The organism is Cerasicoccus arenae, from assembly GCF_014651635.1.
Taxonomy (GTDB): Bacteria; Verrucomicrobiota; Verrucomicrobiia; order Opitutales; family Cerasicoccaceae; genus Cerasicoccus; species Cerasicoccus arenae.
This window is the reverse complement of sequence record NZ_BMXG01000006.1, coordinates 70,055-95,161: the sequence shown is the minus strand read 5'-3', so window position 1 is coordinate 95,161 and position 25,107 is coordinate 70,055. Positions and strand designations below refer to the sequence as shown.

Annotated in this window: 20 protein-coding genes; 7 read left to right on the top strand and 13 right to left on the bottom strand. The window is 51.8% G+C overall.

Annotated features, from left to right (window positions below):
• The first annotated feature begins 6 nt into the window (after window positions 1-6).
• Complete coding sequence (locus tag IE065_RS06290; protein WP_189513003.1) at window positions 7-864, top strand: hypothetical protein; 858 nt, start codon at window positions 7-9, stop codon at window positions 862-864.
• 29 nt (window positions 865-893) lie between these two features.
• Here IE065_RS06290 and IE065_RS06285 read toward each other — a convergent pair whose 3' ends face one another.
• On the bottom strand, window positions 894-2,162 hold the full coding sequence (locus IE065_RS06285; RefSeq protein ID WP_189513001.1) for an amidase: 1,269 nt from the start codon (window positions 2,160-2,162) through the stop codon (window positions 894-896).
• Window positions 2,163-2,299: 137 nt separating this feature from the next.
• Between IE065_RS06285 and IE065_RS06280 the strand changes: the two genes are divergently transcribed.
• Window positions 2,300-3,592, top strand: a complete 1,293-nt coding sequence (locus IE065_RS06280) for an NAD(P)/FAD-dependent oxidoreductase (RefSeq protein WP_189512998.1) — start codon at window positions 2,300-2,302, stop codon at window positions 3,590-3,592.
• A gap of 36 nt (window positions 3,593-3,628) precedes the next feature.
• Here the strand turns inward: IE065_RS06280 and IE065_RS06275 are convergent, their stop codons facing one another.
• The 6 genes from IE065_RS06275 to IE065_RS06250 all read right to left on the bottom strand — a co-directional run bounded on the left by IE065_RS06275 (window position 3,629) and on the right by IE065_RS06250 (window position 11,811).
• Window positions 3,629-4,549 carry an alpha/beta hydrolase gene (locus IE065_RS06275; RefSeq protein ID WP_268244953.1) on the bottom strand — a complete coding sequence of 307 codons (921 nt, stop codon included), beginning with the start codon at window positions 4,547-4,549 and terminating at the stop codon, window positions 3,629-3,631.
• Window positions 4,550-4,783: 234 nt separating this feature from the next.
• Window positions 4,784-7,384, bottom strand: coding sequence for a right-handed parallel beta-helix repeat-containing protein (locus IE065_RS06270; RefSeq protein ID WP_189512994.1), 2,601 nt, complete (start codon window positions 7,382-7,384; stop codon window positions 4,784-4,786).
• A 231-nt stretch (window positions 7,385-7,615) separates the two neighbouring features.
• Window positions 7,616-8,437 (bottom strand): sugar phosphate isomerase/epimerase family protein, encoded by an 822-nt coding sequence (locus IE065_RS06265; protein ID WP_189512992.1) that lies wholly within the window; start codon window positions 8,435-8,437, stop codon window positions 7,616-7,618.
• Window positions 8,438-8,448: 11 nt separating this feature from the next.
• Window positions 8,449-9,213 (bottom strand): type II secretion system protein, encoded by a 765-nt coding sequence (locus IE065_RS06260; protein ID WP_189512990.1) that lies wholly within the window; start codon window positions 9,211-9,213, stop codon window positions 8,449-8,451.
• A 4-nt stretch (window positions 9,214-9,217) separates the two neighbouring features.
• The gene (locus IE065_RS06255; protein ID WP_189512988.1) at window positions 9,218-10,687 is read right to left on the bottom strand and encodes a sialate O-acetylesterase; all 1,470 of its coding nucleotides are present in this window, start codon (window positions 10,685-10,687) and stop codon (window positions 9,218-9,220) included.
• A complete protein-coding gene (locus tag IE065_RS06250; protein WP_189512986.1) occupies window positions 10,684-11,811 on the bottom strand; it encodes a class I mannose-6-phosphate isomerase in 1,128 nt (375 codons plus the stop codon). Before IE065_RS06250 ends, IE065_RS06255 begins: the two co-directional genes overlap by 4 nt.
• Window positions 11,812-11,855: 44 nt before the next feature.
• Here IE065_RS06250 and IE065_RS06245 point away from each other — a divergent pair, with 44 nt between their 5' ends.
• The gene (locus IE065_RS06245) at window positions 11,856-13,667 is read left to right on the top strand and encodes a sodium:solute symporter family protein (protein WP_200163256.1); all 1,812 of its coding nucleotides are present in this window, start codon (window positions 11,856-11,858) and stop codon (window positions 13,665-13,667) included.
• On the opposite strand, the gene IE065_RS06240 is transcribed toward IE065_RS06245, so the two are convergent.
• The 3 genes from IE065_RS06240 to IE065_RS06230 form a co-directional block, all read right to left on the bottom strand.
• Window positions 13,651-15,039, bottom strand: coding sequence for a polysaccharide lyase 6 family protein (locus tag IE065_RS06240; protein ID WP_189512985.1), 1,389 nt, complete (start codon window positions 15,037-15,039; stop codon window positions 13,651-13,653). The genes IE065_RS06245 and IE065_RS06240 overlap by 17 nt on opposite strands.
• 105 nt (window positions 15,040-15,144) lie before the next feature.
• Window positions 15,145-15,990 (bottom strand): PEP-CTERM sorting domain-containing protein, encoded by an 846-nt coding sequence (locus IE065_RS06235; protein WP_189512983.1) that lies wholly within the window; start codon window positions 15,988-15,990, stop codon window positions 15,145-15,147.
• Between the two features lie 33 nt (window positions 15,991-16,023).
• Complete coding sequence (locus IE065_RS06230) at window positions 16,024-16,707, bottom strand: hypothetical protein (RefSeq protein ID WP_189512980.1); 684 nt, start codon at window positions 16,705-16,707, stop codon at window positions 16,024-16,026.
• A 29-nt stretch (window positions 16,708-16,736) separates the two neighbouring features.
• Between IE065_RS06230 and IE065_RS06225 the strand changes: the two genes are divergently transcribed.
• The 4 genes from IE065_RS06225 to IE065_RS06210 all read left to right on the top strand — a co-directional run bounded on the left by IE065_RS06225 (window position 16,737) and on the right by IE065_RS06210 (window position 22,844).
• Window positions 16,737-17,750: a hydroxyacid dehydrogenase gene (locus IE065_RS06225; RefSeq protein ID WP_189512978.1), complete on the top strand. Its 1,014-nt coding sequence runs from the start codon at window positions 16,737-16,739 to the stop codon at window positions 17,748-17,750.
• Window positions 17,665-19,593: a DUF2264 domain-containing protein gene (locus IE065_RS06220; RefSeq protein WP_194500007.1), complete on the top strand. Its 1,929-nt coding sequence runs from the start codon at window positions 17,665-17,667 to the stop codon at window positions 19,591-19,593. The genes IE065_RS06225 and IE065_RS06220 overlap by 86 nt, the downstream gene beginning before the upstream one ends.
• Entirely contained in the window at window positions 19,586-21,685 is a 2,100-nt protein-coding gene (locus IE065_RS06215; protein ID WP_189512974.1) for a heparinase II/III domain-containing protein, read from the top strand. Before IE065_RS06220 ends, IE065_RS06215 begins: the two co-directional genes overlap by 8 nt.
• A gap of 112 nt (window positions 21,686-21,797) precedes the next feature.
• The gene (locus IE065_RS06210; protein WP_189512972.1) at window positions 21,798-22,844 is read left to right on the top strand and encodes a LacI family DNA-binding transcriptional regulator; all 1,047 of its coding nucleotides are present in this window, start codon (window positions 21,798-21,800) and stop codon (window positions 22,842-22,844) included.
• A 116-nt stretch (window positions 22,845-22,960) separates the two neighbouring features.
• On the opposite strand, the gene IE065_RS06205 is transcribed toward IE065_RS06210, so the two are convergent.
• From IE065_RS06205 to IE065_RS06195, 3 genes are all read right to left on the bottom strand, one after another.
• On the bottom strand, window positions 22,961-23,143 hold the full coding sequence (locus tag IE065_RS06205; RefSeq protein ID WP_189512970.1) for a zinc ribbon domain-containing protein: 183 nt from the start codon (window positions 23,141-23,143) through the stop codon (window positions 22,961-22,963).
• Between the two features lie 76 nt (window positions 23,144-23,219).
• A complete protein-coding gene (locus IE065_RS06200; RefSeq protein WP_200163258.1) occupies window positions 23,220-24,239 on the bottom strand; it encodes a hypothetical protein in 1,020 nt (339 codons plus the stop codon).
• Complete coding sequence (locus IE065_RS06195) at window positions 24,236-25,099, bottom strand: NAD(P)-dependent oxidoreductase (RefSeq protein ID WP_189512968.1); 864 nt, start codon at window positions 25,097-25,099, stop codon at window positions 24,236-24,238. The genes IE065_RS06200 and IE065_RS06195 overlap by 4 nt, the downstream gene beginning before the upstream one ends.
• Window positions 25,100-25,107: the final 8 nt, after the last annotated feature.

The following is a 25,107-nucleotide window of genomic DNA, read 5'->3' as shown; positions in this document are numbered from 1 at the left end:
AATTCTATGAAACCATTCTATCGCACAATATCCGTCCTCACTTTATCCGCCATTGCCGCCAGCTTTACTGGCTGTGGAAGCGAAAAACCTGAAGAAGTCGCTAAAGAAGCCAAAGAAGAGGCCAAGCAAGATTATGCTAAGACCGAAAACGCCGTGAGTAAGATGGCTGATGAGGCCACCGAAGGTGCTAAAACTGCCGCCAAGACAGTTGAAACCAAGGCAGTAGAAGTCAAAGAAGAGGCCGAAAAGACAATGGCGACAGCCGTCAACCATGTTGAACCAACCAAGCCAGCAGTACCAGAAACCAAGGCACCGGTCGCCTCTAGCATGTCTTCTCTACAACAGCAGCTCACCGAACAGCTTGGCACCCAAGCCGCCGCTCAATTGGAAAGCTCGCTGGATTCACTAAAACGCCAAGCTACGGACGCCGTCGTTAAATCCAGCGTCGACAGCCTCAGCAGCTCGCTCGCCAAGGGTGATGTCAACGGTTCGCTGTCAAGCCTCACCGCACTCTCCGCCCTAAGCGGCAAGGATGGCATCAATCCAATTACCTTGAAAGACACCGTCTCCCTGAGCTCGGCTTCAATCTTGGCAGACGCCTTCAGTGGTGGTTCAACACCAACCCCCAGCATAATTGACACCGCGATCAATAAGTTTAAAGGCACCGACCTGCTCGGCGGCGCAACCAACCTTGTCAAATCGCTTGGTAGCACTGACATGAGCGCGAGTCAAAAAGGCATTGTCGATCAAGTCATCGACGCCTCCCTGCCTCTCCTCGGTGAAACCGGCACCCAGCTCCAGCAACTGCGTGAGCAAGGCAGCCAGCTAATGGATGCCGGCAGCGCAATCAAGAACCTGTTCTAAGCACAGACAGCTCCAAATAAGATTCTCTGCTAATCGGTTGCCAACAGAGTTTTGGCAACCGCTTGGCGGGTATCATTCGCCATCACCAACTGCAAGCCACCGCTAGTCCCATCGGACAAGCACAGTGGTATCGTTAATGCAGGACAATGCCCTAAGCTGGCTGGTGCGGTGAGTGAAAGTAGTTCCGACCGGTAGTCTTCTGTCATCACAGCCTTACCCGGAGAAGGGATCGGCGTGATCGGCAGCGCGATGGCGTCGTAGTCAGCCAGAAGCAATGACCACGCCTCCTTGACCTCGGCTTGCTTGGCAGTCGCAAAGGTGATGTCTGCCTTACTCCAACGGCGACCACGATCAATGCGGCCCCAGACAATGGGATCGTACCGTGCTCGGTATTCATCCAGCCAAGGAGCATGCGTCACATAAGCTTCACGGCTGCCAAGGACATTGTAAGCTCGGGCCGCATCGGCGAAGTGACGTTGCGCCAAAGCAAGGGCTTCAGCGTTGGCCGTCGCTTCCTTTCTAGCCAACCAAGCATTACCCGCCTCTCGTAATTCAGGCGTCAACCCAGCGCTTAAATCCGTCAGATCGAGGATTCGCACGCAGTCAGCAGCAGGCCCTTGGCCCAGGAAGAGATCATTAAGCACCAACAATTCTTCGGCCGTTTGAGTAAACCAGCCCGTCGTATCAAAGCTCGATGCCAGCGGGAAACAACCCTCCTGCGAAAGCGGGCCTGGGATGTCGCGCCAGGCATAAAGCCCGCAATAGGCAGCGGGTACACGCATGGAGCCAGCCGTATCGGTGCCAATAGAAAAAGGCGTCAATCCGCGCCCGACAGCAAAGGCCGAACCGCTACTCGACCCGCCTGCGAGCGCAGTCGGTATGCGTGGGTGCGGCACATCGCCGAACCACAGATTTTCGCCCGACATGCCATAGGCAAATTCGACCATGCTTACCTTGCCACTCAACACTGCGCCTTGAGCAGCGAGAACCTCAGCCACCTTAGCGTTCATTTGAGGAGTTGGCCGAACTTCGGTTAAAAAACCCGAGCCCGCAGTCGTCGGAGCGCCTACCACATCGAACAAGTCTTTAAGCACATATGGGACGCCCCCCAAAGGCCCGCCAATCAATGCGCCGCGAGCAAAGGCCTCAGTAAGTGCATCCCGTTCGGGCATCCACATAAACACCGCACGGCGCACTGGTTCGGGCAATGCTGCCACTGCTTGCCGAAAGTCGTCTGCTGCCCGTTGAGGGTTGGTTGCCGCAAGTTCCCGCCACTGTTGCCATGTATGTATTGTCATAGGATTAAGGAGATAAAATAGAAAGTATGCTCAATGTTTTTGCGAGCAACACCACTCTTTAACTCGACAGGATAAATCGTCTTTAGGTTGCGTCCTTAGCATGAATAAAAGAAAAAGGACGCCATCGGGGAAAAGCAATGAAACGCATTTTAATCATTGGAGGAGGATTTGGGGGCGTGGCGGCAGCAAAAGAGTTGCGCGGCCTACCAGTCGAAATCGGCCTAGTGGATCGACGGAACTATCATTTGTTTCAGCCATTACTCTATCAAGTGGCAACGGCGGCGCTCAATCCGTCGGATATCGCGTCTCCAATCCGCAAAATATTTCGCCATCAAAAAAACGTGAGTGTCGTCCTCGGCACCGTTGAAAAAATCGATTTACAGCAGCAACGCATTTTTATCGAAGACCAGCCAATTCCCTATGACTACCTCGTGCTGGCGGCAGGCGCCACACATTCCTACTTTGGCAACGAGCAATGGGGCAAGGATGCACCTGGCTTAAAGACCATTGAGGACGCTACGGAAATTCGACGGCGCTTCCTCCTCGCGTTCGAATCGGCTGAAATCGAAACCGACCCCGATGCGCGGCGTGCCAGTCTGACGTTTGTAGTTGTTGGTGCAGGGCCCACGGGCTGTGAGTTGGCTGGTGCAATGGCCGAAGTCGCGCGCAATACCATTCCGGCGGATTTTCGTCACGTGGACACCGCCACCGCGCGGGTGATCTTAATCCAAGGCGGACCACGCGTCCTCGAAGCATTTCCCGAAGAATCGTCGCTTTCTGCTCAACGCCAACTGGAAGCCATCGGCGTGGAAATCATCTTGAACCAACGTGTCACTGAGGTTCGGTCGGACGGTGTAATGTGCGGAGAGACTTTCATTGCCGCCCATAATGTATTCTGGGCGGCAGGCGTTAAAGCGTCCTCCATCGGTGAAACACTGGGTGTCCCGTTGGATCGGTCAGGCCGGGTAAAGGTCAACCCAGACCTAAGTATACCGAGCTATCCCAATGCGTTTGTCATCGGTGACCAAGCGGCAGCCGTTGATGGTAAGACTGGCAAGCCAGTTCCAGGCGTTGCCCAAGGTGCGCTTCAGGGCGGCAGCTTCGTTGGCAAAATAATTCGACGAGAATTAAAGGCCAACGAAAAGGAAGAGCAGGCACCTGACCGTGGCGTCTTCAATTATTTCGACAAGGGAAACTTGGCAACCATCGGGCGTAATAAGGCCGTGGCGGAAATTTTTGGCTGCAAGCTAGCCGGTTTCCCTGCGTGGGTCATCTGGGCAGTCGTTCATATACTATTTCTGGTGAACTTTCGCAGTCGGCTCGCAGTCGGATTTGGCTGGGCATGGACTTATTTTTTTGGCGATCGTGGCGCGCGCTTAATCACTGGCAAAAGCGAAGTCCAAATTAAGCGCCCCCCCAACTTTGATTGACGGGATACCCTGTGAGCATGGCGAAAGCCGATTCGTCTAATTATTTTCGATGATCTCGTCCGGTGGCAGCTTTTTTGTTCTAATGAAAGATAACGCTGCAATGGCAGCCGGATCATCCGGCGAAGACAGCCCTTTGAGTATCGAGCTATGAGTTCTGTCATCCACTTCGACGAGAGCGATGCTGTTGTTTTCAGCAACTTTCCTCATGACCGCTACATAATATCGGTTTTCTTCTAATCGCGCAGGCCAATCATCTCCACCCATAATGACCAAGATCGGAGCAGTCTCTTTTCGTATATGATAAATGGGAGCTGCCTCGTCTGCAATGATGGCAGGACGGGCAATGCCTTTTTCTTTCGCAACGGTGAAATGAGTCATGACTTGTCCGCTCACAGGTATAAAACCAGCCAACGTCGTTTCGTCGACTCCAGCATCTTTCAAATAATGGAGATCCATGGCCAACAGCGATACGATGTAGCCACCAGCAGAATGCCCTCCGACGAAAACATCAGCCCCGTTTTGCGATGAGGCGATGTAAGTCTGTGTGTAAGAAACGACTCTAGCCGCATCCTCCAAATAGGTTGGAAATGTCACGTTGGGGCTTAGGCGATAGTCAGGCACCACAACGATCACTCCCTGTGCCGCAAAACTTTCTGCCAGCTTTTTGGTCAAGCCACTTGTTTTGCTTCCACCCTCAAGACCACCCCCATGAAACCAAATTAGGATTGGTGCATTTGAGACGTCTTTTGCTGGCTGGTAGATGTCGAGTTTACAGAATTCTTGAGCGTATGCATCATCCGCAAGCTCGGGCCGATAAGGAACATTCGCATTTATTTGTATTTCACTCTCTTGTGCAAAACAAGCAGTCGAAACAGCCAAAGTAGTTGCGAACAAGACGCTAGGTCGCATCACGCGGAAGGAAATGAAGAACATTAGGAAGCGCATCGTATAACTAATAGAATTGGATAGGCATGAGGGGACGATAAATAAAGCAGTTTAGCGAATCTTCGCCCCAGCGAGATCAGAACTACAGTGAAGCTATTATCTAACACACTTCGACTATTCCAAACAACAACGCCTGCCCGCATAACGAGTTAATGACCAACTAAGCTGGTTGCTGATGGAGAGGTCGTCACCTCCCCTCAGCGAACCGCCTAGTTGGCCATCCTAGTGTCGATTCAAAGTTACGAGTTACTGCTCAACAATTTGCAATGCATTGAATCCAGTCCGTCTCCCGCAAGTTCCCTTGACTTGAAAGCTGGATGCGGTTTGACCACGGAAGACCACGTAATCATTGCCATCCACTGCGGTGCCTGTTGTGGCTGCTGTGGATTCGTCATAAGTGCCATCCCATGAATGGTTCGTATCCAGCATGTAACGCGTATCTTGTGTCACCCAAGTGCCGCCACTGTCAGTTTGGAATTCAATTTTCATTTCTGCCGGCACCGTTTCGCCAGTTTTTCTTCCGCCCCAGTAGACGTATACATCATAGACAGCGTAAGGAATTTCATCCACCTCAACGCGCGTTGACGAGCCATTGCTGAGCCCACGAGTCCCCCGCATCAGGAGTGAATCTGCTTCATAAGGTGCCGAGTAAGTTGGGGTCGCATTTGTATAGTAGAAGGCGGTATTTACAAAATCGAAATCGACTGTTGTCGCAACCCCTGCATCGTTCACCGCATTGGTAATGGTCTCGTTGCCAACCGTGCTATTATTCCAATTTGGCATGGGTATCACACCAGCAACATCCGCTGGATCGAGCGTTGATCCAGTGTTGGCTAGGTTCATTCCAATTGTATCGCCGATCACCACATACTCCTCAGTGCGTTCGACGATCTGGATGCCACAGATCCCAGTTCGGCGGCCACAATTTCCACGGATACGGAAGCTGGATGCAGTTTGGCCGCGGAAGACTACATAATCATTGCCATCCACAGCTGCACCTGAGGTCGTTGCCGTTGATTCATCATACGTTCCATCCCAGGAATGGTTACCATCCATCATGTAGAGCGTGTCTTGTGTCACCCAAGTGCCACCACTATCGGTTTGATAATCGACCTGAAGCACAGCTGGCACGGTTTCACCCGATTTCCGACCGCCCCAATAAACATACACATCGTATTCGGCAAAGGGGATCTCATCAAAACTCGCGGCTGTCGCAGAGCCGTTGCTCAGCGCGCGAGTGCCCCTCATCATTTTGGAATCATCATCCAGCGGCACCGAATAAGTCGGAGTCGTATTCTCGTAGTAATAAGGTGTGTTCACAAATGAGACATCCGCTGTCGTCGCTGCGCCCGTATCGTCGACCAAGTCTGTAATGGTTTCATTGTTTACGGTACTATTGTTCCAATTAGCTGTGGGCAGGACGCCAACAACATCGGTAGGCGCTAAGAATGTATTGGTACTGTCCGAGAGATTAACCGCGATCACCGACGCTGTCGGTGCAACCACTGTTCCGTAGAAGTAACCTTTGGTATCCGCGTAGGTTTGGCTGTTCATGTCGTCGCCAGATCCATCCCAAGCAGAAGATGGATTCACGAAATCTGGATCAGTGCCGCTACCGGGGCGATAAGTCACCGAGCCAGCACCAAGCGTAACTGATCCGCTGGTGAAGCTCCCAGAGGCTCCAGAAAATGAGATAATGCTGTCAGTCGCAGTCAAGCCGCCGCTGCCTGCCTCGTCTAGGCCACGGCCATTATTTCCATGAAAGGTAAAGTTAGACAAAGTGGACGTACCGTTTTGAGTCCACACTCCGGAACCCGAGCTCGTATCGCTGCCACTTGGATTGCCAGTGGAACGCCTAAAGGGATAAGTCGCCACGCAGTTCTCCAGTGTCTTCGTCGTATGCCAAAGCCGGAAGCCACGATAGTTCTTTACTGCGGTGCAATCCACGAAACTTGCCTCGGACTTAATGTCGTAGCCACCGTCTTCGTTGTTGATCGACAAGCAACCGATAAATTCAGTGATACCACCGGTGTTGTCCTCAACCACGAAACCGTCTCCATTCCAGTAGCTTAAGGGGTCGCCATCTGAGTCTAACTGATTGTTCTTCCTGTTGTCGATGGCCACACAGTACTCGAAAGTAATGTTAGAATTTATCGTGCTACCTTTGTTAACAACGAATCCATAGGGGAAATTCTCCGAGTAATCCCACCAGGAAGTATCTCCTCCCGTCAAATCAGCATAGCAATCGGTAAAGGTGACATTATCACAACCGCGATCCAGACGGAAACCTTGCTTCGTGTATTCTTGAACCACACAGTTCTCGAACGTCGAGTTATCCATATAATTCACATAGACGCCGTGGCGCACATCATGCATCGTAATGTCTCGAAATGTGATGTTCGTCGCCGAATCAGCATTCGTATTTCGAATTGCATAGCGAACATGGCTTAGCTCAAGATTTTCCACGACCCAGTAGTCTCCACGAACAGTCAAAATCTGCCATCGACCGGAATCTGGATTGGAACGAACCCAGGATGGATTCCCATTGAAGTGCGGAATGCCACCGCCGGTATCGACGCCGGTAATCGTTTTTGGAGAACCGGATGTGCCGTCAGAATCCAATGTGATTCCAATATTAATGTAGTCTCCGGACCCAATAAACAGCGTGTCGCCAGGGCCCATTGTGGTATTGAGCGTTGTGCCAATAGACGAAGCGGGCAGAGCATTAGCCCAATCGGAACCATCTTCGCTATTTGCTCCAGATGGGGTCATGTAGAAATCGGCTGCCTGAAGCGCTGACAAAGACAGCAGCAGTAGTACAGCCGGAACGAAGGTCGTCTTTTTCATAGGGTATTTATATACGCAATCCAAGGGGTAACAGCATTACGCTGAACCAAATGATTCGTATCTTTAACTTAGGGGTTATATAAGGGTAATCTGAATAGCAGAAGACGCCAGCATAGCACTCACTTCAAGAAGACCAAGGCGCTACAACATTAAGCTATTAAACACCATTCACACCCAACGTTGAATCGCCCCCCCACGGAATATCGCCAACGAATCCCCCCAACCAACCGCTTACTCGCGGTTCAATAACTCGATCAGCTCAGCCAACGCGATGTCCAACGTCGGCATATAAGGATGCCAGAGGCGTTCCCATTCCAGACTCACTGGGCCTGCAAAATCATCCGCCGCCAACTGATCCAATAACGGCAATAGCGGAAACTCCCCCCCCCCCGGCAATACATAAGTAAACGGATGCCGAGCACTAGGCTGGGAAATACTGTCCTTCACATGAATATGCTTGGTCCAAGGCTTAACCACGTTCCATGTTTCTACGGGATCAGCACCAGTTCGTTTCCACGTATGATGAGAATCCCAAAGCAGATCAACATGAGGATGCCCACGTGAGAATATCCGCACAATGTCATCCGCATGTAATAACGAATCATGGGTTTCAATCGCTATGTTGAAGTCCCAGTTATTCGCTTCGCGCAAAGACTCCCAAGCGTCCAACCATCGCCAAACGCCCCCCCCCTGCCCCAGGTCCAGCATGCCATCGAACACGCGTAGGCTAACCGCTCCCAAGTGCTCCATCAGTGGCGCAAAAGCAGTGATCTCCTCAGCGGCCTCCGCAAAAGGTTGAGATAGTTTCGCCGATGAATTCATCCCGACCACCGACGTCGCTCCACCAACCAGCAACGCCTCACGGGATTGCTCAAGCCAATGTTGCTCTTTCGCATAGGCAGGAATGTTGAGCTGTCCGCCTACCGCCCGCAGTTCTACTTGAGGAACACCATAGCGATGAGCCATGCCCAGAATTTCCACAAGGGAAAGCTCTGCACAACCCATGCTGGAAAAACACCAGGCAAGCGGAGAAACATCTTTGAGAGTCAGCATATCAATTGAAATTAGAGGCGTCCGTGCCATTGCTTCTCTTCAATAGTGGAAAGATCCTGAAAGCCAAGACGCGACACACGACCATCGACAAAAAGTACATTAATGGAGTCGCTCGGTTGCCGAAAATCCAGATAGCTTGATGAATCAGGATTTTCCAAATTCAGATCACCCTGCACCTGGCTCCAAATCGTTGACGATGCACAACCGCCTGTTGTCCCGCTCTGCTTACCATCTAAAACGAGAAGTGTTTTAGACGGATCTTCAATAGTCGCCAGTGACCGAGAGGTTTTTGAATCCCGCACTTTCGTTCCACTGCTCAATACACGAATCCCAAACAAAGTTTCAGTGGCTGTATATGTGCGAGATAATTTATCTGATTCATATAGTTCACCGTTAGACTTAGTGTACTCTGCGTTTGGACAAACAAATATTTGGTTCTCCTGCCCAGTTTTCGAACCAGATTGTTGCGGCAGATAATCTCTGAGTAACTTTGTCCACATTTGGTCGCCACCCACCTGATCGTCAGGGTGCTCTTTATTCCAATCAGACTTCTTTATAGTCACACGCGGCAGGAAGCCCTGATGATCAGCCGCGTATGCCTGCATACCCACGCCCATTTGACGTAGATTCGATGCTCCCTGCGCTGCTCTGGCACTGGCACGAACAGAACCAATCGTCGGAATCAATATCGCCGACAAAACGCCGATGATAGCGACAACAGTTAGCAACTCGACTAGGGTAAAGCCACGGAGGCTAGGGTATTTTTCCATTTTCATACTGCTATTGGGTAATGGATTCTTGGAAGGGTGAAGCGGGCAGCCCCGCCTCATTGTAAAGATCGACTTTCGGAAATCCTGTCCATGCGTAGCGCACCGCGGTTGGTTGCTTCACACGAGGACTAGACACGATGACCGAGTCACCAGATAGACGGGCCTCACTCGGGAAAAACTTGCCGGATGCATCAGCTAATTCAAAGCCGGGTAAATCTCCCCCATCCTGATCAACGAGTGCCCCAGCGCCGGTCTTAAAGCGTACGGTTACATCTCCGTTAGCCAGCGTGATGGTTTCTGGAGTCGGCCCCATATATGGCGTTTCTTGGCCATATACTTGGACTAAAGCGACCTTGGCTAAACGTTCTCCTACTGGACGTTTATTGCGCGGATGAATATCCTTCGCCTCACCAACGTCAATCGCAACAGCTAGTCCATTATTGGCCTCCATCGCAATGCGGCGCTGGATCTCACGTATTTCGGGGTAGTTCTCATTCACGCCAGACTTACCTTCGAAACCTGCAAGCTGAACGATTAGAAATGGCATCTCAGGCTCGTTCCAACCTATCCGCCAATTATCAATCAGGTCGTGCAAAAAGCGATTGTAGCGCTCATGTTGCCAAGAGTCAGATTCACCCTGATACCAAATAACGCCAGCAATCGGATAAGCGAATAGTGGCGCGATCATACCATTATAGTAGCCGGTCGGCTGACGCTTCTCGGGCCCGCGCGGCTTCTCTGCCTTTGGATTCGTTTTAACGGCTTCCTTGTAGGCAGCGAGTGCTTCAGGATAAGCGGCCTTTTCTCTCTCGTAGCGTTCAAAATGTGAGCTGGCTTCCGGGTTATTCTCAAGCACTTCTCGGCTAGTCCAGTTACTAGCCAGCGTGCCGCCAACGGTAGACATAATAAGCCCAATCGGAATATCAGTTTCCCGCTGAATCGCATCGCCAAAAAAGTAACCCACGGCAGAAAATCCACCAACGGTGTAGGGATTACATGGCAGCCAAGAGCCTTGTACATTCTTCACTGGCTCGTCCGCTGCAGTCCGTTTTACGGTGAAAAGCCTGAGATTCGGATTACTAGCCTCCGCCACAGCAGCATCGGCGTCGATACATTTATTAACCGTGAAATACATGTTAGACTGCCCAGTACAGACCCAGACATCACCAACCATGACATCGGATACTATTAGGGTATCATCACCGGACCGAACAGTGATTCTGTAAGGTCCGCCAGCGTCCTTGGCAGGGAATTCTATTAGCCAGTCACCCGATGCATCTGCATTGGCGATTAACTCTTTTCCGTCGAAAGTCGCGGAGACGTTGGCAGCGGGATCGGCCTCGCCCCATATTTTAATTGCGGCATGCCGCTGAATAACCGCGCCATCGCCAATCAAGGAATTTAGCGACAGCTTTGCGTGGGCCGATCCGCAAAGGATCAGGCAACTAACGAATAAACGAAGGGATAGTTTTTGTCTCATACGGTAAAAGTTTCGAGTTCAGGCTTCGCAGATGGGGGATAGCATTCCAACAACTCACATTCGCCGATGGATTCCATACGAATCCATTCCATGCCATAAGGAATGACGACTCGGTCAAATCTACGCAATTCGGCGGTCCAGCCATCAGGGCCCGCCAAACGACAGGCACCACCGACAACAATCGCGATACAATAGGAGCTTACTGTGCGCTGCGCACGGCCCGACCAAGTTGTTTTCCAAACTTGGAAGCAATCCGTTTGCGCTAGGCCGATAAGCCGCTCACGACGACCGTGCTCGATCTGTTTCACGACTTGCGGCTGGCAAAGATAGTTGGACTCAACGAACGCCGCGCCCTTCGCGCGCAAGTCAAACATCCCAAGGGCGAAATCGAGATCACGACCCATGAATCGATCCTTCTCTGGCAGCACATAACCACCGCGCGAAAATTCAAAACGCGCCACCCAATCAGACGGTTCAAGTATTTCAATGAGAAGCACGCCAGCGCCAAGCGCATGGGGAACTCCTCCAGGCACGATAATCACGTCACCACGCTGTACGGGAATCGGATCAAAGCATTCGGATAGAGCGTCAATATCCTGCCGCTCGATCATATCCTTAAGCACATCGCGTTCGGGGGGGCGTTGGAACCCTACGTAAACAACGCCGGGGCCCATATCGGGCCGAACATCTAAAACATAATAGGCCTCGAACTTGCCATAGGACGATTTCAGATGCTCTCGAGAAAAGTCTTTTGTGGGATGACACTGGAAATGCAAACGCTCCGCCGAATCGATATATTTAACCAAAAATTCTGGCTGAGCACCAAATTGAGCAATGTGCTCTGCTCCAAAAAAATACTCCGCGTGTTCTTCGAAGAGCTGACTGATTGATGTCATTCCATCGGCGGCAGACACCATCGCCACCCCTTCGCGAGGTGTTCGATGCTCAATCGGATTGATTGCCTCGACCGCTGATCCAATCCAGTCTTCCGGATAATGCGCATCCTTTGGTTCAGCCACATCGCTCATTTCATCCAGCAACTTGCCCCCACGATAAGAGCGCCAAACACGATTGGCCGTCAAGCGGAGTGGTATGCTAGGAATCGAAATAATCGGGGTAGACATGGTTGAATTATTTAGCTTGCTTAGATGTTTTTAATATTTATTAAATGCGACTGTCAAGCGACAAAATTCTCGTGACCGATACCTTTTCTACCTACGACCTCATCGTCCTGGGCGCTTATTTCGCCTTCATGCTACTGATCGGCTGGGTCTTCCGCCGCGCAGTCTCAAACACCAGTGACTACTTTCGTGGCGGCGGGAGCATGCTCTGGTGGATGGCGGGCAGTTCCGCCTTCATGACGCAGTTTAGCGCATGGACCTTTACCGGCGCAGCCGCCAAGGCCTACCAAGACGGTGCCATCATTCTAGCCCTTTATTTCGCCAATGGCCTGGGCTTTTTGTTTAACTATCTGTGCACGGCGGCAAAGTTTCGCCAAACGCGTGTCATCACTGCGGTAGAAGCCGTACGGCGGCGCTTTGGCAAAGTCAATGAGCAGGTCTTTACTTGGTTACAAATCCCTCTGGGTACAGTCTACGCAGGCATCTGGCTCAATGCACTTGGTCTATTTTTCGCTGCCGTTTTCAACTTCGACGTTAATACCACAATCATCCTCACGGGAGTGGCGGTGCTTCTCATCAGTCTTTTTGGCGGTGCCTGGGCCGTCTCGGCCAGCGACTTCATCCAAGTCGTTGTATTGATGCTGATTACGGTCGTGGCGGCAGTTTTCACTCTTTCGCGCATCGGCGGCATCGAAGGATTTTTTGAAACAGTCCCACTGACCGGTAAGAACGGGACGCTCGAAATTCGCTCTGAAATCATCTACCTGTGGATATTCGCCATCGTCATCAAGCAGATGGTGAATGTAAACAATCTACTCGACTCCTCACGCTACCTTTCGGCGCGTAATACAGGTGAAGCGCGCAAAGCCGCGCTGCTGGCCACGGTGCTCTTTTTTGTGGGACCGATCATTTGGTTCATCCCACCCATGGCTGCTTCCTCACTCATACCAGATATGAGCGCCGTGTTCCCTAATCTTGAAAAGCCAAACGAAGTAGCGTACGTCGCAATCTGCCTCCAAGTGCTGCCCGTCGGTATGATGGGCATGTTAGCATCCGGCATGTTTGCCGCAACGATGTCGTCTATGGATAGCGGGTTGAATCGCAACGCAGGCATCTTCGTCCGGAATTTTTATTATACCGTTTGTCGGCCACAAGCAGATGAAAAGGAGCTCATGCTCGCGGGTAAAGTGACCACGGTCTCCCTCGGCTCAATCATCATCTTGATCGCACTTGGTTTGAATCAATTGGAGGGCATGTCGCTATTCACGATCATGCTGCAATTTGGCACCCTCGTTGCCATGCCGCTAATCGTGCCCGCAATGCTGGCTGTATTCGTCCGACGCTCACCCGACTGGGCTGCGTGGTCGGCGGTAATTCTCGGGCTCATCAATTCCTTTGCCGTAAAAGCCCTCGTAACGCCTGAACGTGCGGAATCAATGTTCGGACTCAGCTTGTCAACCCGGGAAGCGGGCGATGCCGTCCTAATCGTCGGCGTGCTCACCAACCTCGTGGTCGGCATCGGCTGGTTCTTCATCGCCTGCAGCCTCGACAAACGTCTTCCCGCAAAGCGCGAACAAGAGGTTAAGGAATTCTTTGAAGATGTAGATAAACCCGTGGTTGCTGGTGACCGCGATGCCGGGCAAGATGATCCCAGCATTCAGGTGAGACTCATCAGCCGCGTCGCCTTAGCCTACGGTTCGTTCATGCTGCTAATGGCGCTCATCCCCAATCCCTGGAGCGGTCGAGTCGCGTTTATTTTCTGCGGAGCATCACTGATAGCAATTGCACAGTTGCTCAAGCGCAGTGGCCGCAAGCTCGCCAGAGACGCAGCCGAAAATAGCGTTACTTCCTCCAGCTAGGGCCGCTCGAATCTCTAATTTGATCTGCTCGCGCATGCCATTTCTCAATGGAAAGGTCATTCGTTATGAGCGGTACAACCGTAAAGGCTGCAGAGTTGACGACGTCATCAGCCTCCCAAGGGATCACGATGTTGGCCCGGTTCGTGTAAGCAAGATTGTCGCGTAATGTGATCCCTGGCTTTTCCTCGCTAAGCAATTGAAAGACAGGCGATGAGCCTATTACAACGTTTTGATCGATGACGACGCCTGTAGGTGGGACGTCAACGAGCTTACTATCCTTAGCCTTTCGCCCATGCATTGCCCCAACCACAATCGGTGTCTTGCAATCGATATATTGATTCGCTCGCACAAGCGCATTGGTTACAGGATAATACTCATTGATTCGCCCATCCTTTACTCCTTCGCATAACACCAACGCCCCGCGCGAGCCCTCCCCGTCCAACTGAACAAAGGTATTCCCGATCACCGAATGATCTGGCCCTATAACACGCACACCGCTTTCCTCGTATTTGGTTTCGTGGCTACCAATGAAGAGATTATCAATCACCAGACAGCCAAATCCATGGCGAAGTGTAAGTTGCCCTGAGCATTCGCGAAATACATTGCCCGAGTAGATATTGTTACCGGACTTGTTCGAAATAATTTCTATCTCACCATTGCATTGCTCAAAATAGTTCCTTTCGACACGGCAAAGCGCCTGCTGTTGGGAAGACTTGCTGTCGCCGATCCGTATAATCTCCCAGCCGTTCGTTGTCCCACCCGCAAGCGTGCCATCTTGTCGATCGGCAAAATAGTTTGAGTCAATCTGATGCCATGAAGGCAATTTCGATTCATCTAGGTAAACTGTCATGAGATTATCATGTGAACGCTTGCCGGAAAAATAACAGTGATCCACGCGATTATGCTGACCATAAATCACGACCCATTTGGAGTCCTGCAACACTGGCAACCCTGCCTCGCTCTCGATTATCGAGACATCAGTTAGTCGGCTAAAATAGGCTGGGTCATCATTTCCACCTCGAAAGGAAATTACCTTTCTAGGAGCAGCAACGCTAGATATCGCTTCAAATCGAAACCCTGACACCTCGGCGTAATCGGCCCCTATCCACAATTGGCTAGCGCCGGTAAAACGCACGCCTCCCGAAGTCTCGGCCCGTAAGACAATGAGCGTATTTGGCTTACCATTGATACCCGTTAGATCGATTTTCACATCGGCATAGACGCCATCTTTCCACACCAATTCATCTCCCGGTTTCACTAACTGATCGCGAATGAGTTGCGTCAGCTCAGCGGCACTGCTCAGCGAGTGGACTGTCGCAGTTAATTGGCAAGCAGAGACCGCGATGGACAAGATAGCAAATGCAGTTTTCATGTTGTTTTGGCTCGTTACCTTTAGACACAGCAATGCTGCCCGGCTGATGAGGTGTTCTCACCTTCGGCCGGACAGCAATGCACTAAACGTGTTAACCCTAATAAATTATTTGCGACGACGGATGAGGGTCACAAGACCCAGCACCATGACACCAGCGATCATCGCATAAGTGCTAGGTTCTGGCACGATGGTCGAGACCACGTAGTTGTCGAAGGTGTAGTCGATGCCATCATGGGTCGTGAACGAATCAATCCCCATACGACCGAGATTGGAATCGCCCGTTAAGGCACCATTCACAAGGCCATCGGTACGAACAAGGGAATTGCCCAAATACACAGCGAAACTATTTGAAGCTAAAGAAACGGTGCCACCGCCCGGAGCCAAATAGTCGATACTAAGTGTATCGGAGTCATTGACAAATAAACTCAAGGCATAAGCTTGGCCTACGGTCAGACTCTCTGACGAACTACCCGCACTGCCAACAACGCGAAATACCCCGTCGCTTCCGAAACGAAGTTCGAGGAAAATATTACCACTTGTATTTAAAGTCGCTGCAGTCGAGGCGTCGTAGAGACCGACACCAAAACGTCCGTATTTGCCAGAGATGGCTAAATCTTGCTCCCAAGCAAAATCAAATGTTATTTCGACGGCAGATTGCTGGCTTTCTGTATTCGCTACAAAATTGTTTTCAAAGGTAAAAGCCTCTCCACTGCCAAGGCCATCGTCAAAGACTTGAACACCATTGCCAACACCTCCGCCAGCTCCGTTCGCTACGCCAGTGACAACTTCCGTGAACACGACCGGAGTGTTTGTATTGGGTCTTACTGCAGTGCCAATCGGTTTATCACCGGGAGTTTGACTTTCAAAATTCTCACTGAAGAGAATTGTTTGACCGAATACGGTGCCTGACAGGCAGAGACCAGCCATAGTGGCTACGATTGCTTTATTCATGGGTATATGTTATTAGGGTTTAGGGATGTCACGTTAGTTGAGATTGATTGGGCTCAGTGAAATATCGCCCACATAAAATTCGGAATAGGAAGTCTGCGTATCAGTCGTAATCATCACCGTGTCGATTGAGTTTGCGACGGGTGTCGTCATACTATGGATGAGATGCCGACCAGTCGTGTCCTTGATGTAGACATCGATTTTTTCGCCGGCGTCAGTCGCATCGAATTCGATATCGAAGCTTAAAAATTCAGAATCGAGAGCTTGCACGGGCAATTTCTGCCGTTGACCGTTGCCACCGACGTATATGTTGCCACTCGTCTCGAGCGTCTTGAACTCAACAATATTGTACTGATCCTTGTCCAACGACTCATTGCGAAGATAAATCCCAACGGTCGCGCTCCCCGAAGGCATATACAGGCGAAACGACAGCATGCCTTTACTCAGTGGCGCAACATCAGTCAGCAAATAAACCTTCTCAGCGCTGTCATGATCTTTCACGTAGACCCAGTCCTTGGAGGCATCACCATCTGGTGCCTGAACCCTGATCGCAGTCTGCTCACCACGAGCTTTCGTCTTCCAGGGATCGCCGACATCCGAGCCGGGCGCAAGGCCGCCAAACGAAGCCGATTCGAGCAGATTCTCGCTGCTAGCAGAAAGTGGCAGCAGACTCAGAAACAGAAAAATCGGAGCGCAGGGGATAAGCTTTTTCGTTGACATCACACCAATTAATAAAAATTAAATAGAGCATGTCAAATGAAAATTTACTGGTCGTTCTAAACGAATGGGAAAAGGAAGACTTCCTCCCCCCCCCCCTTTGGAGTCGCCTGGAAAAAATCTTTCCGCAACTGCAATACCACACTCCTGACGAAATCGCTAAGAAAGGCTGGGCACGCGTATTCAGTGAGGTGAAACCTAGCATCCTGATTACCGGATGGCGCGCCCCCCCCCTCCCCCCTGAAGTCGGCCTAGCCCGAGAGTCAGGCCTAAAGTATCTGTGTCACTTGCCAGGTTCCGTGCGAAAACTAGTCCCCCGACTATGGATTGAAAATGGATTAATTGTTAGTAACTGGGGACGGTCTATCAGCCATGTCGTGGCCGAATGTGGACTCATGATGATCATCTCCGGTTTACGCCGTGCTGGATATTGGAATTACGCCATGCATCGCAATGGTGCCTGGAAAACCGACGCCCTCGACACGCAGTCCTTATTTGGCCGACGAGTAGGGATCCATGGCTTTGGTGCTATTTCGCGTTGCCTCGTTAAGCTCATGGAACCGTTCGGCGTTGAAGTCTCGACTTATTCACCAAGCGTATCCGATGAAGGCCTCGCCGAATATGGTGTGCAACGTAGTAACTCACTCGAAGAGCTTTTCTCGGAGAATCATATTATCGTAGAACTAGCCGCTTTAACCCCAGAGGCAGAGGGCATCGTCGGCGAACGACTTTTGCGCATGATACCAGAAGGCGGGTTATTTGTAAATATTGGCCGTGGTGCAGTGGTCGATGAGGACGCACTAATTCGGACCTGTGCTGAAGGTAAGATCCATGCCGCTCTCGATGTATACTGCACGGAACCGCTACCGGCTGATTCTCCTCTGCGTAAGATGGAAAACGTTTTGCTGCTGCCCCACCTCGGAGGCCCTACCGTAGATCAGCGCCAGACCGCTGGTGCCTATGGACTGGCTAATATTGAGCGTTACCTCAGCGGAAATCCTTTGGAATCCGTTGTTACTCTGGACATCTATGATCGGGCAACCTGAAACAAAAAAACAGGCATCCGCTTGGTTGACCCAACGGGCCCTGCATCTGCTGCGCCCGCTCATGGGCGTGATCAATCCAGAACAAGCCAAGCTGAATCTGGAAGGTCGCGCCTCAGATCATGACGCCCGCGCGGATCGGTTGGAAAGCTTTGCTCGCCCCTTTCACTTGTACGCACTTTTACTGGGCCACTTGGGCGACGAAATGCCCGAAGAAAACGCGTCTTGGCAAACCCAACTCTCACAGTGCCTGGCCAACGGCGCTAATCGGAGTCACCCAGCATACTGGGGGCCATCAACAAACTTCCACCAACACGTTGTTGAGATGGGTCTGCTTGTTCTAAGCTTGGAAATCTGCCGCAAACAATTCTGGGATGCACTCGACCCCGCCGCTCGCAAGATCACACTCGACTGGCTAGAAACCGCACGCAGCGTGGCGATGCACTGGAACAACCACATGTTCTTCGGCATCTTCATTCTGGAATTTTTAAAAAAGGAAGGCAGAGGCAGATCCGGCGATCAGGCCTTGATCGATGGCTGGTTTCGAGAGTTGGAATCCATGTACCGGGCTGAAGGCTGGTTCCGCGACGGACTTAACGATTCCGCGGACTATTACAATGCTTACGCCTTCCACTACTACGGGCTTAACTGGAGCCTGTTCTTTGGCGATGACCAGCACCAACGCCATCAATTCTGGGCTGACCGAGCATCATTATTTTTGGATAGCATACAGTTTGCATTCGCTAGCAATGGCGGGGTTCCGAACTTTGGTCGGTCACAAACATATCGTTTTGCCACGCTCGCGCCGTTTGGCCCAGCAATCCAATTAGGCTGCTGTCCTATTCCTGACAGCCAGGTACGTCGCCTTGCCGAAGACCACCTGGATTTCTTTTTGAAGAAAGAAATCTACACTCCTGAAGGCTGGCTGAATATTGGCTGGACGGATGAGAACACTGCGATCGCGGAAACCTATTCCTGCGTTTCCAGCACCTACTGGGCAGCCAAAGGATTCTCTCTGCTTCTGCTGCCTCTCGATCATCCATTTTGGGAAACTGAAACCGCCGATACGAACGAAACTTACATCGATGGCGAGCGCCACGCGAACAGCGTGGGCCTAAGCTTCCGACGATTCGATGGCGACACGGAGTTAATCAATACTGGCTCGGCGATCTCGGGCATGAATTTGCGTTTTTTCGCCGCCAAATGGTCCAAGTTCACCTATCGGGCGAGCGCTGGTGTCGTACTCCCCCACAAGGACAACCTTCATCCACTGGATCTGGCACTTGTCGCAAATTTTGGTTCGGTTCGCATGGGGCGGCACATCACCAATCCTATTGAGTTCGGCGAACATTTTGCGCGCTGCGCCTACACATTAGGCGATAAAAACCACGATGACATGGTAGCCGTTGAAACCTTGATTGCATGGCGTGGCCCATGGATTTACATCGAGCACATCGTAGATTCAACAGCCGATTGTGTTCTGCGCCAAGGTGGATTTGCTCTAGGATATCCAGCGAGTTCTGTTCCCACCGAATCCAGACTTGGCGAACAATCGCTAAAGCTTTCGACCGATGGTAACGTTAGCATGCTGCAACCTTTGACTGGCTTCCAATCAACTGAGATTGATGGCGACCAGATCGGGTCCGGCCGACGCCACACGCTCTATCCCCACCACACAATTCCAGTCGCCGTTGCTCCCATCGAGGGGGGGCAATCGCGAATCGATTGCCTTATTTATTTTGGCCCGCCCGGTGATCGAGCAGCACCTTGGTCCGCCCAGACTAATGGCGACACTTTACTTCTCAGGCATCCACACTATGATGAATGGAACCCCCACAATGCTTAATCGATTTTCAATCAAACAGCAGCTCTCAACCACGCTGACATCCATCGTGCTATTCTCTTCATTCGCATATGGCCAAGGCGAATGGACTCGCCCCGACCGCTTGCCAGAGATACCGACAACGGCACCTCGCACGTGGATTCTTGCGAACCAGCAGGCTGCGTTTAGCGAATATTGCACAACCGGCGAAGGCACCGATTTCTACACGCGAATCAAGGAAGGATTCGACGAAAAATACCTGTCTTTTCCATTCCCAGATGAACCAAAATCCTTTGGTGACTCCGACCCCAAGGCCCGCACCTCAGCCAAAATCGATGCATGGCGGAAAGCGCAAGATACCTGTAACGAAGTTGCTGGCATCGCATCCACTGCAACCATCATTTGGCGCGTCAACGGAGAGCAAACGTACCTCGACAAAGCCCGCGAATTCCTGGTCAAGCTTTGTGACTGGGACCCTGAGGGCACCACTGGCATCGAGTACAACGACGAAACAAATTTCCGACTGCTCCGTTTGGCACCCGAGGTTTACGACCAAATACGCGACGAGCTTACTGCCGAAGAAAAAGCGAAGGTGCTTGCCATGTTTCAACGACGCGGTACAACCAGCTTTGATCACATTCTCCGTAAGCGAACCGGTCTGCTGAAGCGCAATTCATTAGAGGTAGAACCGTCCAGCCATCCAGTTCGTTTCATGCCTATGCTTGGCATGATGGGACTAGCCCTGTGGGATGACTTGCCCGAAGCGAAGGACTGGTTTGCTTTCGCTTACGGCTTCTATGAAAATCAATTCTCTCCTTGGGGCGGTGACGATGGTGGCTGGGCCGAAGGCATCGCCTATTGGCGCGGCGTCATCGAACATGCGTCATTTCAGGATGCACTACTGCTCATCGATGCGCCCGAGGCCTATGCACAGCCCTTTTGGAAGAACACCTTCTACTTCCCCGTTTATTTCCTTACACCTTGGCGATCCACTGCATTTGGCGATACGCCAGTGGCTGGTGCTATCGGTATAGAGCCCGGCATCCGCGACATCATTACCCACGCCGCTAGGGTCCACCAAGACGGCTACCTGCGAGCCTACGCTGACCTCTATGAAGACCCACACGCCTTGCCTGAAGATGAATTAGAATTCCGACTTTGGAGAAAATATCCCACTCCGGTTGAATACTTACTGCGCGACTTTCTCGTGGCGGATCGACCACTTCCTGCGGCCAATCCGCTTAGCGACTTACCCCAAAGCATCTATCTGAAAAGCATTGGCTGGGCTGCAATCCATACCGACTTGGGCAATCCTCAGAACGACATTTTCCTGCAAATTAAGTCCAGTCCCTACGGTTCCTTTAGCCACAGTCATGCCGATCAAAACGCGTTCATTCTCAATGCTTTTGGCGAAGGCCTTGCGATCAATTCTGGCTACCGGGAATTCCACCGCAGTCCACATCACAATGGGCATACTCGCCAAACACTTTCGAAGAATGCTGTGCTTATCGGTGGCGAAGGCCAAACCGCACAGGATGCAACGGCCATTGGCCAGATCACTCGTTTCGTAAGCAACGAACGAGCAACCTGGGTCCAAGGCGACGCCACGCAAGCCTATCAGGCCAACCCCAAGCTGAAGGACGTGGAACTCGCGCAACGCGATGTAATCATGCTGCAATCCGGACTCGTCATCATCCGCGATGAAATTCGTTCACTGCGACCAGAGAGCGTGCAGTGGCTCATCCATAGCAACCAGCAACCAGATAAGACTGATGATGGCGAGCTGGCCATTTCGCAAAACGATGCCAATTTGTTGGTGGATCTCGTGGCGGTCGACAACGAACTAGTCATTGAAGTGAGTGATGTCTTCGCCGTTCCTGTTGATCCGAAATACTTGCGTAAGGGCTATGACCCACAGTTCCACCTAATAGCTGCCACCGAAACCCCCACCTGCAATACCGTGATCTATGCCGTGCTGCAGCCTTCACAAGGAAAGGACCCGGCTAAAGCACGCATCCAATCGGCGAGCAGCCAACAGGTAGAAATCATCCAAACAAACGGCCAAACGCTCAAAATCGATTTTTCGAAGGAATCACCCGAGATATCACAAACATAGCGTTGCACTAAGGATTTAAATCGCTTTAATAATTATTCTTGAAGCGATGAAATCAACGTCCACAAATAGCCCTAAAAGACTCTCCCAAAAGCAGATAGCTGCAGATTTGGGTGTGTCCCAGACTCTGGTCTCAATGGTGCTTAATGGACGAGCGGACGGCATTGCCAAAAAGTCGTACGACAATATCTGGAATTATGCCTTGGCCAACGGCTACTCGCCACGCGGGATGAAAATGGACGCCGTCATGTCCAACAGTCTGCAAATCGGCATCGCCACAGTAGGCTACATTTTGCGAGCGCCGCTACGTTTAGCCAACAAAAGTAACTTTTTCAGCCATGTCCATCAGGGCCTCCACGATTATCTGACCGATAACGGTGCCAAGACCGTTTTTCTCGGCTCAGAGGACCTCATTACTCCGAAGGATTTGGAGCAGTTCGCCAAGACACGAATGCACATGCGAGGGCTTGTGATCATGGGAGAGGTTGACGCCTCTTTGGCGCGTAAGCTTGCCGCGATTTTTGGCCGTGTGGTCTACGCCTCCGCTCGCCTGCCTGGTGTCTGCCACTCCGTGGTCGCCAATGACGAGGACGCCACCGAAAAGCTAGTCGAGCACCTTCATAATCTCGGCCATCGGCGATATGCTTGGCTTGGCGGCTCCCCTGGCACCATGCGGCATCGCATCCGATTGGATACACTTAAAGCCGCGCTTCAACGACGTGGCGTCGTTTTGGAACATATCGAAGACGACCTTACGGGCGGAGCTGACCGACGGGAAGGCTATGACTGCGCGATGTCCCTGCTCAAGCGTAGCCGCAGTTCGCCTTCAACCGCATGGGTTTGCTTCAATGGCTTAATGGCGCGTGGAGCAATCACCTGCTTGCTGAAAAATGGCTATGAAGTTGGTAACGAAATAAGTGTCGCCGCCCTCGACTACACGCGCGTTCGCGAGATGGAATGGCCGACGCTTACCTCCTCCGGCGCAATCCCTGAAGAACTCGGCCGCATCGCCGCTGAATTGATCATCAACGATTCAGAATCTTCCTACTTTAAGGACATCGTCATCCCCGCCACATTGTATGCTGGCGAAAGCACTGGACCCACATCAGTCAAATCCAAGACCGTTAAGGCCAGCAAAGTAACATCCGAAGCAACTGACTGAATACTGCCCCCCTCTCCAAGCCATTGACCAAATCCTTAAAGGAATGCCTCGCTTAATAATTACCAAATCCAGGTAGATCATTGAGCAAAAATCAGGAGATATAACAGTAAATCGGCCTAACAGGCTTCCGCCTCAGCAATCACCATATCGCCATCCAGCGTGAAGTGAATCTGCATTGGACGACAACAGACCTCGCAATCATAGTCCCATTCGGTCGGCACTTCAGTAGGATCGGGACCGGGTATGGAGAAACTTTCGAAGCAAGTTGGGCAAATGACGTCGCAATAGTCTGTGTGCATACACCGCATCGATGCCCATTCTTTGTGCGATCCTCAAGCTAATACCGATTCTCTAGCACTTCGGCATTCGCTCTCCCTACCATGAACTTGGGCAATATTTATGTAGGACCGCACGCAGGTGCGGGCTGATTAAGGCGTGTAAATCGGCATTGGCGTAGCCAACCCAGCCAACTGGAGTAGTCGTGTCCAAAGGAGCGTTAACCTGACCAGTGAATGGATCCTCGACAATGACCCCCAGCGTAGCCGCAAGTGGCAACACACAGATATCATAGGGATGACAGGTGAGACCGGATTGAATACCAAGCTCGCGAAATACCCAAGGTCGTAAGTCGGCAATGAAGCGATCACGCCCAGCCATAAGCTCGTACAGTTGGCCGCCAGTAGTCAGATACTGATCAGTGAATATCGCAAGATCGTCGCCCCTCTTTGGTGCAACACGGTGCCAGAGATCTACCTCCATCTCGGCAAGTAGAGCCATACCCGCCGGAAAGAATCGGTTCATCGCGGCAAAACCATGTTCAAGATTCGTCGCACTCGAAGGCTGAAGCACGAGCGGAGTGCGACTGCCAGTCAGCACGTTGATAGACTCTGCAACAAGCGTACCGCCAGGTGCGGTACTCATCTGATCAGCGCGCCATTGCTTCGTGATGGGCAACTCAGTCATCACCGATACAACGATATCCTGCAAACAAGTTGACGCGCCGCGTTGCGGGGCAAGGCCCGTGAGTACCCAAGCCGGACGCTTGTCATACATGATCCCGCGCGTGCCGTCGATCGGATCAATGATGCATTTGAAAATGGTGTCCTCAACGTCGATCGTGGGGAACGTAAGCGGACCGATTTCCTCCAACCCCTCCATGACAATTTCGACTGGCCAATCTGCGGGCCAATGCCCCGCAAACCAGTCAAGAATAGCTGCCTCGCTGATTTTATCTATTTGGTAAATCGTATCCGCCGGAGTAACGTTAGACACGTCGTGTAGAGCATAATTCCGCACCTGCGTACGCTCGCTAAGGATGACGGCAAGCAGGTGGTCTTGTAGTGCACAGAGCAGCTTGCGAGCAGTCTCCCACTGATCTGCGACAATGATGCTCATGAGCAGTAAAGCCGATAAATCGCCTGAGTTCCCAGCTCGCTTCCACCGTCTTCACAGAGCTGGCGAAAAAGCGTCGTGGCGGTCGTTAAGCCGGGTAGCGAAAGGCCAACTTCCTCTGCAGAATCCAAGGCAATACCAAGGTCCTTAACGATGTGCTTAACGTAAAAACCGGGATCAAAATCCTCCGCAAGCATACGTGGGCCAAGGTTGCTGAGCGACCAGCTACCTGCCGCCCCAGACTCAATACTTTGCAATACAGAGTTCGAATCAAGCCCTACCTTTTTCGCAAAGGCCAAGGCTTCCGCAGCACCCATTGTTGATGCCGCAACTGCGATCTGATTCGCCATCTTAGTGAGCTGACCGCTGCCTGTTTGGCCTTGGTGGACGATGTTTGTCCCAAGGATTCTCAGGATCGGTTCTGCACGCGCAAAGCCCTCCCCTGCCCCACCAACCATAATTGAAAGCCGTGCCTCCCGGGCACCAATATCGCCACCGGATACCGGGGCATCCAGCGCCATACAACCTTGAGTCTGGGCGACCTCGTCAATGCGCCGTGCAAGCGTCGGGCTGGAGGTCGTCATGTCGATCCAAAGTGCGCCATGTGGTGAAGCGGAAGCAATGCCCATCTCACCAAAATATACCTGCTCTACATCGGCTGGGTAACCGAGCATCGTGATGGTGATCGCGCACTGCGAGGCCACCATTGCCGGACTATCGGCTGCGATCACGCCTTCTGCCAGCAACGCCTCGGCCTTGGCAGGCGTTCGCGTATAGACAAGTAAGGGATGGCCAGCGCGTATCAGGTTTCGCGCCATGCTCTGGCCCATCACGCCAAGTCCGATGAAGCCGATTCGTTCCATAAGTCCCA